Origin of the sequence: Streptomyces sp. SJL17-4, from assembly GCF_036826855.1 — a bacterium.
GTDB lineage: Bacteria > Actinomycetota > Actinomycetes > Streptomycetales > Streptomycetaceae > Streptomyces.
Map to the genome: position 1 here is coordinate 8,513,121 of NZ_CP104578.1, position 15,768 is coordinate 8,528,888.

At 71.4% G+C, this 15,768-nt stretch carries 6 protein-coding genes (1 of these 6 cut by a window edge); 4 read left to right on the forward strand and 2 right to left on the reverse strand.

Going from position 1 to position 15,768, the window contains the following annotated elements; genetic code table 11:
* From N5875_RS38060 to N5875_RS38075, 4 genes are all read left to right on the forward strand, one after another.
* Positions 1 to 9,929, forward strand: the 3' portion of a protein-coding gene (locus tag N5875_RS38060) for an amino acid adenylation domain-containing protein (RefSeq protein ID WP_338499014.1). 7,063 nt of this gene lie to the left of the window's left edge; only the last 9,929 of its 16,992 coding nucleotides appear in the window; its start codon lies beyond the left edge, outside the window; its stop codon occupies positions 9,927 to 9,929.
* A gap of 157 nt (positions 9,930 to 10,086) precedes the next feature.
* Positions 10,087 to 10,434, forward strand: coding sequence for a hypothetical protein (locus tag N5875_RS38065; RefSeq protein ID WP_318212891.1), 348 nt, complete (start codon positions 10,087 to 10,089; stop codon positions 10,432 to 10,434).
* Positions 10,435 to 10,950: 516 nt separating this feature from the next.
* Entirely contained in the window at positions 10,951 to 12,792 is a 1,842-nt protein-coding gene (locus tag N5875_RS38070) for an ABC transporter ATP-binding protein (protein WP_318212890.1), read from the forward strand.
* Between the two features lie 323 nt (positions 12,793 to 13,115).
* Positions 13,116 to 13,328 carry an MbtH family protein gene (locus N5875_RS38075; protein ID WP_109784066.1) on the forward strand — a complete coding sequence of 71 codons (213 nt, stop codon included), beginning with the start codon at positions 13,116 to 13,118 and terminating at the stop codon, positions 13,326 to 13,328.
* 95 nt (positions 13,329 to 13,423) lie between these two features.
* Here the strand turns inward: N5875_RS38075 and N5875_RS38080 are convergent, their stop codons facing one another.
* Together N5875_RS38080 and N5875_RS38085 are read right to left on the reverse strand one after the other, a co-directional pair.
* Positions 13,424 to 14,482: a pyridoxal-phosphate dependent enzyme gene (locus N5875_RS38080; RefSeq protein WP_338499017.1), complete on the reverse strand. Its 1,059-nt coding sequence runs from the start codon at positions 14,480 to 14,482 to the stop codon at positions 13,424 to 13,426.
* A 219-nt stretch (positions 14,483 to 14,701) separates the two neighbouring features.
* On the reverse strand, positions 14,702 to 15,703 hold the full coding sequence (locus tag N5875_RS38085; RefSeq protein WP_318212888.1) for a LuxR C-terminal-related transcriptional regulator: 1,002 nt from the start codon (positions 15,701 to 15,703) through the stop codon (positions 14,702 to 14,704).
* Positions 15,704 to 15,768: the final 65 nt, after the last annotated feature.

Here is a 15,768-nt window from a genome sequence, read left to right on the forward strand (position 1 = left end):
GGAGCACCCTCGCCGAACCGCTGCCCTTCCGGACCTTCGTCGCCCAGGCCCGCACGGGAGTCACCACCGGCGAGCACGAGCGGTACTTCGCCGAGCTCCTCGGCGACGTCACCGAGACCACGGCCCCCTTCGGCCTGGTCGACGTCCACGGCGACGGCACGGGCACGACCCGCGCCCGGGTCGTCTTCGGCGACGACCTCCACACCCGGCTGCTCGCCGTCTCCCGCCGCCTCGGCGCCAGCCCCGCCACCCTCCTGCACCTGGCGTGGGCCCGCGTCCTCGCCGCGGTCAGCGGCCGCGAGGACATCGTCTTCGGTACCGTCCTGTTCGGCCGGATGAACGCCGGCGCCGGCTCCGACCGGGTCCCCGGCCCGTTCCTCAACACGCTCCCGGTCCGTGTGCGCACCGACGCGCTCGGCGTCCTGACGGCAGTCTCCGCCATGCGCGGCCAGCTCGCGGAGCTGCTCGAGCACGAGCACGCGCCGCTCACGGTGGCCCAGCGGGCCAGCGGGGTGGCCGCCGACGTGCCGTTGTTCACCGCCCTGTTCAACTACCGACACAACAGCGGTGGCACGACGGAGGCCGGGGCGGCCGAGGCCGACGCCGGGACCGAGGTGTCCCAGGTACGCGACGAGCGGCTCGACGGCATGCGCAGGGTCTTCTTCGAGGAGCGCACCAACTACCCCCTGATGGTCTCGGTCGACGACAACGGCGACCGGATCTCGCTCGCCGTCCAGGCGGTCGCCCCGATCGACCCGGAGACCGTGGGCCTCTTCCTGCGCACGACCGCGCAGAACCTGGTCACCGTGCTCGAATCGGCCCTCGACCACGAAGAGGACGTGCCGCTCCGCTCCGTCCAGGTCCTGGACGAGACCGAGCGCCACCGTGTCGTGGGCGAGTGGAACGACACGGCGGTCGAGATGCCGGCCGGTTCGCTGCCTGAGCTGTTCGAGGCGCAGGTCGCGCGGACGCCGGAGGCGGTGGCGGTGGTCTCGGGTGGTGCGGAGGTCTCGTACGCGGATCTGGACGCCCGCGCGAACCGGCTGGCCCGTCACCTGGTGGCCCAGGGTGTGGGTCCGGAGTCGTTCGTCGGTGTCTGCCTGGAGCGCGGTATCGACACGGTGGTGGCGCTGCTCGCGGTGCTGAAGTCCGGGGGCGCGTATCTGCCGATCGACCCGGCTTACCCGTCGGACCGGATCGCGTACATGCTCGCGGACGCGAAGCCGACGGCGGTCCTGACCTCGACGAGCACGACAGCGGTCGTCCCGCAGTCCGATGCGACCGTCGTGGCCGTCGACGAGCTCGACCTGACCGCCATCGCGACCGGCCCGCTGGGCACGCGTATCCGTCCGGAGCACCCGGCGTACGTCATCTACACCTCGGGTTCGACGGGCCGCCCGAAGGGCGTGGTCGTGGAGCACCGTTCCGTGGCCGGCCTGATGGGCTGGGCGGCGGCGGAGTTCGGCGGGGAGGACTTCCGCCGGGTCCTTGTCTCCACGTCCTTCAACTTCGACGTCTCGGTCTTCGAGCTCTTCGGCCCGCTGGTGTCGGGGGGCAGCGTCGAGATCGTCGGCGACCTCCTCGCCCTGGCCGACGCGGACATCGACACGCCTGTGGGTGACGTCAGCCTGGTCAGCGGCGTGCCCTCGGCCTTTACGCAGATGGTGGCCGCGGGCGAGATCCACGCCCGCCCCCGCACAGTCGTCCTGGCAGGCGAAGCACTGACCGCGGACGCCGTCGCCGGCATCCGCACCGCCATCCCCGGCGCCCGGGTCGCCAACATCTACGGCCCCACCGAAGCGACGGTCTACACGACCGCCTGGTACGCGGACGACAACGTCGAAGGCGCGGTCCCGATCGGCCGTCCGATCTCCAACGCCCGCGTGTACGTCCTGGACGGCACCCTGTCGCCGGTCCCGGCGGGCGTCGCTGGTGACCTGTACATCGCGGGTGCGGGCCTGGCCCGCGGCTACCTCGGCCGCCCCGAGCTGACCGGCGAGCGTTTCGTCGCGGACCCGTTCTCGTCCGACGGCGGTCGTCTCTACCGCACCGGTGACGTGGTCCGCTGGAACGCGGACGGTCAGATCGAGTACCTCGGCCGCGCCGACGAGCAGGTCAAGATCCGGGGCTTCCGCATCGAACTCGGAGAGGTCCAGGCCGTCCTGGCCGGCCACCCGCTGGTCGCCCAGGCCGTGGTCGTGGCCCGCGAGGACGTGCCGGGGGACAAGCGCCTGGTCGCCTACGTGGTGCCGGCCGAGGACGGGGTGGCCGATGAACTGCCGCGGATCCTGACCGCTCTGGCCGGGGACCGCCTGCCGTCCTACATGGTCCCGTCGGCGATCGTGGTCCTCGACGCCCTGCCGCTGAACGTCAACGGCAAGCTCGACCGCAAGGCCCTCCCGGCTCCCGCGTTCGCGACGGGGACCGCCGGCCGTGGCCCGGCCACGCTCCGCGAGGAGCTCCTGTGCGGTGTCTTCGCCCAGGTCCTCGGACTGCCCGAAGTCGGTGTCGACGACGACTTCTTCGCCCTCGGCGGCCACTCCCTCCTCGCTGTCCGCCTGATCAGCCGGGTCCGTACGGTCCTCGGCGTCGAGGTCCCGCTCCGCGCCCTGTTCGACACCCCGAGCGTCGCCGGCCTCGCGGCCGGCCTGGCGGACGCCGGACAGGCCAGGCTCGCCCTGACCGCCGGCAACCGCCCGGAGGGGGTGCCGCTCTCCTTCGCCCAGCAGCGCCTGTGGTTCATCAGCCAGCTGGAGGGCCCCAGCGCCACCTACAACAGCCCGATCGCCCTGCGCCTGTCGGGCGATGCCGACCACCAGGTGCTGAACGCGGCCCTGCGGGACGTGATCGGCCGCCACGAGGTCCTGCGGACCGTCTTCGGCGTCGCGGACGGTCAGCCGTACCAGCGGGTCCTCGCGCTCGACGAGCTCGACTGGGAGCTGGACGTCGTCGACGTAGGCCGGGCCGATCTGGAGGACGCGGTCACCGGGGCCGCGCGGTACGCCTTCGACCTCTCCGTCGAGGTGCCGATCCGAGCCACCCTCTTCGAGGCCGGTGCGGGCGAGCGCGTCCTCGTCGTCCTCGTGCACCACATCGCCAGCGACGGCTGGTCGCGGGCGCCGCTGGCCCGGGACTTCTCCGCCGCCTACGCGGCACGAAGCGCCGGTCAGGCGCCGGAGTGGACGCCTCTGCCGGTGCAGTACGCGGACTACGCGCTGTGGCAGCGCGAGCTGCTCGGCGACGAGAGCGACCCGGACAGCGTCATCGCCCGGCAGCTCACGTACTGGCGCGAGACGCTGGCGGGCTCCCCCGAGGAGCTGGAGCTGCCTTTCGACCGCTCCCGCCCGGCTCTCGCCTCCCACCTGGGCCACAGCGTGCCCCTCGACGTTCCCGCCGAGGTGCACGTACGCCTGGCGGAGCTCGCCCGCTCCGAGGGCGTGACCGTGTTCATGGTGCTGCAGGCGGCCCTGGCCATCCTGCTCTCCAAGCTGGGCGCGGGCACGGACATCCCGATCGGCTCGGCCCACGCCGGCCGTGGCGACGAGGCCCTGGACGACCTGATCGGCTGCTTCGTCAACACCCAGGTGCTGCGCGCGGACCTGTCGGGCGACCCCGCCTTCACCGAGCTGCTGGCCCGGGTGCGGGAGGCGGGCCTGTCCGGCTTCGCCCACCAGGACGTGCCGTTCGAGCGGCTGGTGGAGGAGCTGGCCCCGGCCCGTTCCATGGCCCGCCACCCGCTCTTCCAGGTCGTCCTGACGAAGCAGAACACCGTCAGCGCCGGCCTGGACTCCTCGGCCACGCCCGTCGTCTGGACCGGCGGAATGTCGACCGGGACCAGGGCGGCGAAGTTCGACCTGGACGTGATGGTCGGCGAGACGTACGACGCCGAGGGCGCCCCGGCCGGGCTGCGCGGCTCGGTCACCGTCGCCGCCGACCTGTTCGATCCGGAGTGGGCCGACCGGATCGCCGGTGCCTGGGTGCGCGTACTCGACCTCCTCGGCGACAGCCCGCAGACCCGCCTCAGCGGCGTCCCGGTGCTCGACGAGGTGGCCCGGCACCGGGTCCTGACCGTGTGGAACGACACGGCGACCTTCGGCCGACCGGCTCTGGTCCACGAGCGGTTCGAGCGGTCGGCGGACCGCGTGCCCGACGCGAAGGCGATCGTCTCCGGTGGTACGGCGGTTTCGTACGCGGAACTGGACGCGCGGGCCAACCGCATCGCGCATTACCTGATCGGTCAGGGTATCGGTCCGGAGTCGGTGGTCGGTCTGTGCCTGCCGCGTGGTGTGGACGTGATCGCGGCGATCCTCGGCGTGTGGAAGGCGGGCGCGGGCTATTTGCCCATCGATCCGGCGCAGCCGACGGACCGGATCGCGTACATGCTCCGCGACAGCCGCGCGGCCCTGGCCCTGACCACGGAGGAGATCCTCGACGAACTGCCCGCGGGCCGTTCGCGTCTGGTGGCGATCGACGACACGTTCGTCGAGATGCAGCTCGCCGCCGCCCCGACCGACCGCCCCGAGCGTTCTGTCGACTCGCAGTCCCTGGCGTACGTGATCTACACCTCGGGTTCGACCGGCCGTCCCAAGGGTGTGGCGGTCACGCACGGTGGCCTGGCGAATTACACGGCCTCGGTCCCCGACCGTCTCGGCTTCGGAGACGAGGGCGCCCGGTACGCACTCCTCCAGGCCCAGGCCACAGACCTCGGCAACACGGTGGTCTTCGCCAGCCTCACCACCGGCGGCGAACTCCACATCCTGGAGGAGGGCGCGGTCACCGACCCGGAGCTGGTCGCCGCCTACCTCGCCGAGCACGAGATCGACCACTTCAAGATCGTCCCCTCGCACCTGGCCGCCCTGACCACGTCCGGCATCGAGCCCGTCCTGCCGAGGCGCTCCCTCGTCCTCGGCGGAGAGTCCACCCCGCCCGCCCTGGCCACCGCACTCCTCACGGCCGCAGCGGGCGAGCGGTCGGTCCACAACCACTACGGCCCGACCGAGACCACCATCGGCATCGCGACCACACGGCTCACCGCCGAGGCGATCGCCGACGGAACCGTCCCGGTCGGCACACCGATCGCCAACACCCGCTTCTACCTCCTGGACGACCGCCTGAACCTGGTCGTGCCGGGCGCCGCCGGTGAGCTGTACGTATCCGGCGCCGGCCTGGCGCGCGGATACGTCGGCCGGGAGGCCCTCACCGCCGAGCGTTTCGTCGCCAACCCGTACGAGACCGGTCAGCGCATGTACCGCACGGGCGACCGCGCGAAGTGGACGGCGGACGGCCAGGTCGTCTTCCTCGGCCGCGCCGACGACCAGGTCAAGATCCGCGGCTACCGCATCGAACCCGGCGAGGTCCAGGGTGCCCTGACGGGCCACCCGCTGGTCGACCAGGCGGCCGTCGTCGCCCGTGAGGACAACGCCGGTGACCGCAGGCTCGTCGCCTACGTCGTCGCCGACGACCTGGAGCCGCAGGAGAAGATCCAACTCGCCCCTGCGCTCAAGGAGTTCGCGGCGCAGCGGCTGCCGGAGCACATGGTCCCGTCGGCGGTCGTCGTCCTGGACGCACTGCCGCTGACCGGCAACGGCAAGCTCGACCGCAAGGCCCTGCCCGCACCGGACTACTCCTCGTCGCTCGCTTCGGGCGGTCGACGGGCGGCGACCCTCCAGGAGGAGATCCTCTGCCTGGCCTTCGCGGAAGTCCTCGGACTTCCCGAAGTCGGTGTCGACGACGACTTCTTCGAGCTCGGCGGCCACTCCCTCCTCGCCGTCCGCCTCGTCAGCCGCATCCGTTCCGTCCTCGGCGTCGAGGTCGAGATCCGGGCGCTGTTCGAGGCCCCGACCGTCGCGGGTCTCGCCGAGCGCCTGACCGGCGCCCGTACCGCACGCGCCGCACTGACCGCGAGGGAGCGCCCCGAGCGGCTTCCGCTCTCGTACGGGCAGCGCCGCCTGTGGATCATCAACCAGATGGACGGGCCGAGCCCGACGTACAACATCCCGGTGGCCACCCGGCTCGCCGGGGCGGTGGACGCCGGGGGGATGGGCGCGGCCTTCCGGGACGTGCTCGCGCGTCACGAGGTGCTGCGCACGGTCTTCGAGGTCGCGGACGGCGAGCCGTACCAGCGGATCGTCGCCGTCGACGACCTCGACTGGGAACTGACCGTCTCCGACGTCACCCCGGAGGACCTGCCCGGCGCCGTCGCCGGCGCGAAGGCGTACACCTTCGACCTGTCGTCCGAGGTTCCGGTCCGTGCCTGGCTGTTCAGGGCGGGCCCCGAGGAGCACGTCCTCGTCGTCGTGGTCCACCACATCGCGGGTGACGGCTGGTCGTGGGCGCCTCTGGCCCGCGACGTGGCGACGGCGTACGAGGCGCGCCGCAGCGGGCGCGCCCCGCAGTGGCAGCCGTTGCCGGTCCAGTACGCCGACTTCGCGCTGTGGCAGCGCGAGGTCCTCGGCGACAGCCAGGACCCGCAGAGCCTGATCTCGCAGCAGGTCGCCTACTGGCGGGAGACGCTGGAGGGGGTGCCGGAGGAGCTGGAGCTGCCGTTCGACCGGACGCGGCCGCCGGTCGCCTCGCACCGGGGCCACCGGGTGCCGCTGGAGATCTCGGCGGACGTCCACGCCGGTCTCGCCGCGCTGGCGCGGGCCGAGGGCGTCACGATGTTCATGGTGCTGCACGGTGCTCTGTCCGTGCTGCTGTCCCGGATCGGCGCGGGCACGGACGTCCCGATCGGTTCGGCGATCGCCGGCCGTACGGACGAGGCCCTGGACGACCTGGTCGGCTACTTCGTGAACACGTTCGTCCTGCGCACCGACCTGTCGGGGGACCCGACGCTCCGTGAGGTACTGGGACGGGTGCGGGAGGCCGGTCTGGGCGCGTTCGCGCACCCGGACGTGCCGTTCGAGCGGCTGGTGGAGGAGCTGGCCCCGGCCCGTTCCATGGCCCGCCACCCGCTGTTCCAGGTGATGCTGCTCCTGCAGAACAACGAGCGCGCGATTCTCGACCTGGAAGGCGTCGACGCCCGCCGCGGGTCCCCCACCGCCTCCCCGGCCCCCACCGCGGACGGCTCCACCGACGGCGGTGCGACCACCGACGCGGTCGTGAAGTTCGACCTCGACGTGAGCGTCGCCGAGCTCTACGACGCCGATGGCGCGCCGGCCGGTATGCGCGGCTCGCTCGTCGCCGCCGCCGATCTGTTCGACCCGGAGTCGGTCCTGCGGATCACGGAGCGACTGGGCAGGGTCCTGGCGGCGCTGGCGGCCGACCCCGGGATCCGTCTCGGCGAGGTGGAAGTCCTGGACGAGGCCGAGCGGACGCGGATGCTCGTCGACTGGAACGCGACCGGCGCCGAGGTGCCGGACGCGACCGTCGTCGAACTGTTCGAGACGCAGGTGGCCCGTACCCCGGACGCGATCGCCCTGGTCCACGGCGACGAGGAGCTGACGTACGCGGAGCTCGACGCCCGCGCCAACCGGCTCGCGCGTCTTCTGGCGGGCCGGGGCATCGGCCCGGAGACGGTCGTGGCGGCGGTCTTCGAGCGCACCGTCGACCTGGTGGTGGCTCTGCTGGGCGTGATCAAGTCGGGAGCGGCGTACCTGCCGATCGACCCGGCCTACCCGGCCGACCGCATCGCGTACGTCATCGACGACTCCCGCGCCGTGTGCGTGCTGACCTCCGGGGACCTGGACGCCCGTCCGGCCGCCCCGGAACACCGGCCGCGCGTCCCCGTGATCGTGCTGGACGGCCCCGAGGCCGCCGGCCGGCTCGCGGGCCTGGCGGACGGGCCGCTCGCCGACGACGACCGTACGGCGGCACTGCGCCCCGCACACCCGATGTGGGTCATCTACACCTCGGGTTCGACGGGCCGCCCGAAGGGCGTTCTGGTCGAGCACCGGGCGATCGTGAACTTCCTCGGCGCGATGCAGGACCGGTTCGCGCTCGCCGCGGACGACCGGCTCCTCGCGGTCAGTACGCACGGCTGCGACATGGCGGGCTTCGAGTTCTACCTGCCGCTCCTCAACGGCGCGCGGATGGTGCTGGCCTCGCAGGAGCAGGTCCTCGACCCGTGGGCGCTGCGTTCCCTGATCCGTACGACCGGCGCGACCGTCGTGCACGCGACGCCGAGTCTGTGGCGCGGGCTGATCGCGGACGCGGACGACCCGGTCGACTGGACCGGCGTGCGGGCCATGATCGGCGCGGAGGCGCTCCCGGCGGACCTGGCACGCACGATCCTGGACAGGACACCGACCCTGACCAACCTCTACGGCCCGACCGAGACGACCGTCTGGTCGACCGCGAAGGAGCTGTCCGGGCGGGACGCCGACGCCACCTCGATCGGCGGCCCCATCGGCAACACCCAGGTGTACGTGCTCGACGCGGGGCTCGTCCCCGTGCCGCCGGGTGTGGCGGGCGAGCTGTACATCGGCGGTCACAGCGTCGCCCGGGGCTACCTGGGCCGTCCGGGCCTGACCGCGGGCCGGTTCGTCGCGAGCCCGTTCGGCGGCGCCGGCGAGCGGCTGTACCGCACGGGTGACGTGGTGCGCTGGACCCCCGAAGGGGACCTGCGGTACGTGGGCCGGGCCGACGACCAGGTGAAGATCCGCGGGTTCCGCATCGAACTCGGGGAGATCGAGGCGCTGCTGGCCTCGCACCCGGCGGTGGGCCAGGCCGTCGCCCTGGTCCGTGAGGACACCCCGGGGGACCAGCGCCTGGTGGCGTACGTGGTCCCGAACGCCGCCGCCGCGCCGGACGGCGAGGAGGACGGCGAGGCGGCCGAGAGGCTGGGCCGCGAGGTCCGGGCGCTCGCGCAGGACCGGCTGCCCGGCTACATGGTGCCGTCCGCGGTGGTGGCCATCGGCCGGCTGCCGCTGATGCCGAACGGCAAGCTGGACCGCAAGGCCCTGCCGGTGCCCGAGGCGACGGCGGGGGAGGAGACCGCGAACTGGGCGGTGACCTCCTTCGAGGACGGCATGTGCGAGGCGTTCGCCGAGGTCCTCGGGCTTCCCGAGGTCGGTGTCGACGACGACTTCTTCGCCCTCGGCGGCCACTCGCTGCTCGCGGTGCGGCTGGTCGAGGCGCTGCGCGAACGCGGTGTGTCGATCGCCGTGCGTGACCTGTTCGCCGCGCCGAGCGTGGCGGGGCTGATGAAGGGGATGAGCCTGTCCTCGATCCGCGACGCGCTCGGTGTGCTGCTGCCGATCAGGGAACAGGGCGAGCAGCCCCCGTTCTTCTTCGTCCACCCCGCCGGCGGCCTGAGCTGGTGCTACATGCCGATGGCGCGCCACGTCGAGGCCGACATCCCGCTGTACGGGCTGCAGGCACGCGGCCTGGACGGCACGAGCGAGCCGGCGCGGTCCATCACGGAGATGGCGGCGGACTACGTCGAGCAGATCCGCTCCGTGCGGCCGAGCGGGCCCTACCGGCTGCTCGGCTGGTCCTACGGCGGCGCGGTCGCCCACGAGATGGCCGTGCAGCTGCGGGCGGCGGGCCAGGAGATCTCGGCCCTGGTGATCCTCGACCAGTACCCGTGGAGCCGCGGCGAGGACGGCGAGGCCGTCGACGCCGTGGAGGAGACCGAGGTCGACCTCGAAGCGAAGGTCGACCGGCTCATCGAGGTCGTCCGCAGGGAGGCCGGCGGCGCTCTGGGCGCGGCGACGGAGGAGGAGTACCGGACCTTCGCCCGCATCCTGCAGAACCACCGCACGATCCGGACCGGGCACGAACACGGCCGGTTCGACGGGGACGCCCTGCTGATCGTGGCCGAACAGAGCATGCCGCCCGGCGAGATGCCCGCCGAGCGCTGGACGCCCTACATCACGGGCGAGATCACGCAGGGCCAGGTCGACTGCACGCACTACGAGATGGCCAGGCCCGAGACGCTGGCGGAGATCTGGAAGACGGTCTCGGCCTGGCTGGCCTCCCGCCCGTGACGTGTCAGGGCCCCACCGGGGGCCCTGACACGGGGGCTCTGACCAGGGCCCCGGGAACAGGCGTATCCACGACCGGACGAAATAACCAGCAAAAAGTCGCAATGCCCAGCAATGCCCCGTATCAGCCGGACATCACACCAGAAAGAGATCCGAATCCATGTCTATCGTGAATCCCGCCTCGGCCGTGTCCGCTCCCGAGCCCATGGACGGTTCCCGGACCCGGACGGCCCCCGACGGCACCGGGACGCCGCAGGCGTCCGCCCCCGCCGCGCCCACCACCCCCGTGCACCCGGCCGCCCGCGCTCTTCCCCTGGACAACCCGGGGGTCGACGTCATCGCGGTCGCCGAGCTGCGGCGCCAGGCGATGCTCGACGCCCTCGACCCGGGCCCGCGCCCGGTGTCCGCGGCCCGTGCGGGCCGGCGCGGTTTCCTCTCGCGCCTGAAGGGCTTCTACGCCCAGGAGCTGATCCACGACACCGCGCGCGACGCGGGCGACAACGGCTGACGGTCGGCCGTGCCCGAGGCCGCTCGAATCCGGGCGGCCGACCTCGACAAGGGCGAAACGCAGGGCCCTTGGCGGCAGAAAGTGATGACCCCGACATGCCGATCATGACGGCCACAGGAATTCTCCTGGCCTTCGAGCCGGACTACGAGCAGATCTCCGACATCAGCGGCGGCCCCGAACAGCCGAAACGCACCCCCGCCCGGCAGGCGGCGGTGGCGGCCGGCGGCGCGGAAGGTCCCCACCGCCGCTCCCCGCGCCCGGCGTGGCCTCAACGCCTCGTGGCGGGCCGGTGCCGGTGGAGAACCTCGCACCACCACCTCACGTGGCCCGCCCCGGCCGCCTCCGCCGCGTTCTGCGGCGCGCACCCACCCGACCGAACGACCACCGGACTGAAAGGTCTCTTTCACCCACAGGCAAGGAGTGTCCTCTATGGCTCTCATAGGTGGCCCGAATCTCAATTCCGGAAACGCTTTTGGCGGGAAGGAAAAGACCCGCCAGAAGATAGACCCGGGTACGTTGCGGCGTATCCTCCCGTACCTGGTCCGCTACCGCGGCCAGCTCGCGGTCCTGATTCTCGCGAGTGTGACGTGCGGCGCGATCACCGCCGCGAGTCCTCTCATGCTCAAGCTGATGATCGACGACGGGATCCTTCCCCAGCGGTTCGGAGTCGTCCTGATGCTGGCGTTCGGCATCGTGCTGCTCGCCCTGCTGGAGTCGTTCGTCCTGTACGTCGAGGCGCGCTGCTCGGGCAAGATCGGCGAGGGCCTGGTCTACGACCTGCGGACGGAAGTCTTCGAGCACGTGCAGCGTCAGCCGCTCGCGTTCTTCTCGCGGGTGCAGACGGGCGCGTTGGTCAGCCGGCTGAACACCGACATCGTGGGCACACGGCAGGCGATCACGTCGCTGCTGACGCAGGCGGTGTCGGGACTGCTGACGCTGGTCATCGTCATCAGCACGATGATCTACCTGTCGTGGGAGATCACACTGGTCGCGCTGGCGATGGTGCCGGCGTTCCTCTTCCCGGCCCGCATCATCGGGCGGAAGCTGCAGAAGATCACGCGGGAGAGGATGACGCTCGACGGCGAGATGGGCTCGATGATGAACGAGCGCTTCAACGTATCGGGCGCGGAACTCGCGAAGCTGTACGGGCGGCCGGAGTCCGAGGCGGCGCTCTTCGAGGAGAAGGCCGGGCGGGTGCGCGACATCACCGCGCTCAACGTGGTCCACGGCCGGATGTTCTTCATCGTGGTCACGGTGCTGACCTCGCTCACGACAGCGATCGTGTACGGGTTCGGCGGCAACCTCGTGATCAGCGGCGCGCTGCAGATCGGCACCCTGGTGGCGATGGTGACGCTGCTGTTCCGGATGTACGGACCGATCAACCAGCTGTCGAACCTCCAGATCCAGGTCCTCACGGTGCTCGTCAGCTTCGACCGCATCTTCGAGGTCCTGGACCTGAAGCCGCTGGTCGACCAGAAGCCGGACGCGCACGTCCTGCCCGGCAGCGGTGTGTCGGCCGACGCCCGGCACATCGGCGCGGAGATCGAGTTCGATCACGTGTCGTTCCGCTACCCGAGCGCCGAGGAGGTCTCCCTGGCCTCCCTGGAGCCGATCGCGCTCCAGGACAAGGACCGGGGGGACAGCGCGTGGATCCTCAAGGAGCTCAGCTTCACCGCCCCGGCGGGAAAGCTGACGGCCCTGGTCGGCCCATCCGGTGCCGGTAAGACCACGATCACCCAGCTCGTCCCCCGGCTGTACGAGGCGACGACGGGATCGGTCCGGGTGGGGGGTCACGACGTCCGGGACGTTACGCTGCAGTCGCTGAGCGAGACGGTGGGTGTGGTGAGCCAGGAGACCCACATGTTCCACGACACGATCCGCGCGAACCTCCTCTACGCCCGCCCCGAAGCCACCGAGGAGGAACTGGTCGAGGCGTGCGAAGCCGCCCTGATCTGGGACTCCATCGCACGGCTGCCCAACGGCCTGGACACGGTGGTCGGTGACCGCGGATACCGCCTCTCCGGCGGTGAACGGCAGCGGATCGCACTGGCCCGCCTGCTGCTGAAGTCGCCTCCGATCGTGGTCCTCGACGAGGCGACCGCGCATCTCGACTCCGAGTCGGAGGCGGCGATCCAAAGGGCCCTGAAGACGGCGCTGGCCGGCCGGACCTCCCTGGTGATCGCGCACCGGTTGTCCACGATCCGTGAGGCGGACCAGATCCTGGTCGTCGACGCCGGCCGGATCCGTGAACGCGGCACGCACGAGGAGCTGTTGGCCAAGGGCGGGGCGTACGCGGCGCTGTACCAGACGCAGTTCGCGGAGGGGGTGACCGATATGAACGGCAAGCGCTCCGCCTGACGGGAGGGCTCGGATGACCAGAGCTCTCCTGTTTACCCGCAATCCGCCATTCGCTCAAGGAGCACAGGGGCGCGTCCAACCGCCGCACGGAAACGGTTGGACGCCCCCCGGCGCGTGGCGGAACACCCTTTCCGATGTATCACCGCGCACAACTCGACCGCTGTTGTTGCCGCGCCTTCCGCCGGGCCATAGTGGATCGCCGCGGACCGCACTGATCTGCGACAGGGGAATACTCGATCACGCATGCTCGGAAATTCTCTTCTTGTTTCCCCGGATCGGTGGCCGGCGTGATCAGAATTGCTCGCCCGAGAGAGGAAAATGTGGTGACGAACCCGTTCGAAGACCCCGATGCCCAGTATCAGGTGCTGGTGAACGAGGAGGGGCAGCACTCCCTTTGGCCCGTCTTCGTCGACGTACCGGACGGCTGGACCTCGGTCTACGGCGTGGCCGGCCGCGAGGACTGCCTCGCCTACATAGAGAAGTCCTGGACCGACATGCGTCCCAAGAGCCTGATCGAGGCCATGGCGGGCAAGTAACCCCGCACCACGCTCCACGCCCTCGGCCCGGAACGCGACAATCGCGCTCCGGGCCGAGGCGCGCCCGCACCCACCGCACGGGCAGGCCCGCCGTGTCAGGCGGAAAGAGCTCCGGCATCTGTGCCCCTGGCGGGGCGCCGCCCGGCGGGAGCCGTGTGCGCGAGAAGCCGCGTGACGAGGGCGGGCTCCACGTTCCCGCCGGTGAGGAGCACCCCGATGTCGGTCCCGGCGCCGGCTTCGCGGGCGTGGACGAGTGCTGCCGCCAGAGCGGTCGCGGCGGCGGGTTCGACGAGGAGCCGGGTCAGCCACAGCGCGGTCTGCAGGGCGTCGGTGATGGCGCTTTCACCGACGGTCAGGACGCGGGTGCTGTCCGGCCGCGCCAGGGCGTAGGGAAGGTCGCCGATGCGGTCGGGGCGCAGTCCGTCGGCGACGGTGTGCCGGGCGGGCACGGTCACGGGTCCGCCGGCGCGCTGCGCCGCGGTGAACGCCGGGACGTTCTCGGGTTCCGCACCCATGACCCGCGTGCCGTGTCCGGCGGCGAGGCAGGCCCCCGCGAGTGCGCTGCCCCCTCCCACGGGGACCACGACGCTGTCCAGCCGCACCCCTTGCGCGGCGGTCTGCGACAGCAGCTCGGCGGTCGCGGTTCCCTGACCTGCGACCACCCGCGGGTCGTTGTAGGGGTCGACGACGTCGTACCCGTGCCGCTCCCGCAGCTCGGCGACGACAGCGATCCGTTCGGCCAGTGCCGTCCCGGCGAAGGTGACGTGGGCACCGGCTTCCCGGATACGGCGGACCTTGGTGCCAGGAGCGTCGTCGGGCAGGACGATGAGGGCGGGCAGCGCATGGGCCCGCGCGGCCAGGGCGACGGCGATGGCGTGGTTGCCGGTGCTCTGCGCGACGACACCCCGGCTGCCCGCCGCGGCCAGGTGCTCGACGGCCAACAGCGCGCCGCGCACCTTGAACGAGCCGCCGTGCTGAAGGTTCTCGGCTTTGAGCCACAGCCGCGCACCGCACGCGGCGTCGAGCTGCTCGGAACGGATGACCGGAGTGCGCAGGACCTTTCCGGCCAGCCGGACCAGGGCGTCGTCCACGTCGGCCCGCCCGAGCTCCGCCACGGCGGTGCCGGCCGAAGTGCCTTTCCCGTACTCAGGCATGGGTGTCCCTCCAAGGAGCGTCAGGGGAATGCGACGCATCCGCCCAGGGCGGCACACACCTGGCCGGCGGCCGGTACCGCGGCGAAAGGGGAGGGGGCTGCTCGTGTGCGGGGTGCGTCACAACGTCAGGGCGTCAACGTACTGCGGGCACCGGGAAACACGCACGTGTCCGCGTCCGCGCGCGGTGACGCGCCACCGCCGCTCGTCACGCCGCGCCGGTCACTGGGGCTGCGGGGGGAGATATCCGTCCTGGACGGCGTGGACACCGGCCTGGAAGCGGCTGCGGGCGTTGAGGTGCGTGAGGAGGCCGGTGGCCAGGCGGCGGGCGGTGCGGGGCGAGACACCGAGCTTCTTGGCGATGGATTCGTCGGTGGCGCCCTTGGCCAGGAGCTGCAGCGCGGTGATCTGCTGGGGCGTGAGTTCGCCGGGCTGGTGCCTGGTGGGTTCGCCGAACGGCTGGGCGTTGCGCCATTCGTTCTCGAAGAGCGCGCACAGGGAGGAGATCAGCCCCGGCAGGGTGATGGCGATGGCCCCGATGCCGGTGTCGTCGCTGTCGTTGGCGATGATCGCGACGCGACGGTCACAGATGATCATCCTGTTCGGCAGCGACGGCGCGGTACGCACGTACGCGCCGTGCTTTGTCAGCCATTCTGCGTGTTCAACGCTGTCCTGGTCGCGCCGAATGCTGTCCAGGTATACCGTGCGCATGTTGATTCCGCGTTCCAGCAGCCGCTTGTTGAGCGGTCGCGATGCCCGCATGTTGGCTTCTGTCTGGGCGCCGCCGGGGGCGAAAGTGAGAAATTCCTCTTCGACCTGATTATTCAGGGCGGCGAGATAGTCTCGAATGGAATCGACACCCCGGAGGTACTGCACCGATTCATCCGGATGGGAGGACTGCCCGTGCGTGAACTCGGCGATGAGACGCGCGGCGGCGGAGCGGGAAGCTTCGACCCGTTGCTGCAGGGCGGCCAGTTCGGCCTGCTGACGGGAGAGGAGGATTTCCATGCCGAGCTGCGGGCTGACGGCGTAGACCTGGCAAGGGTTGCTCGAGGAGGCCCTCACCAGGGCGAGCTCGCTGAGTTCGTCCAGAGCGTGCTGGATTTCACCCGCCGGCAAGTTGAGTCGTTCGCCGAGTTCGGCCAGAGAGGCGTCCGGGTGCGTGAGCATGCCCCGGTAGACCACCTCGGCGGCGGCTTCGAGCCCGAGATCCGACAACAGCACGCGAGCGTCCCCTCTCCGTCGAGGTCCCGAGCGGTGCGAGCCCCGACCGCTGACTTCCCGGTCGA

Coding starts and splice junctions, on each gene's coding strand:
- N5875_RS38065 (WP_318212891.1), top strand. CDS start 10,087: ATGTCTATCGTGAATCCCGCCTCGGCCGTGTCCGCTCCCGAGCCCATG.
- N5875_RS38080 (WP_338499017.1), bottom strand. CDS start 14,482: ATGCCTGAGTACGGGAAAGGCACTTCGGCCGGCACCGCCGTGGCGGAG.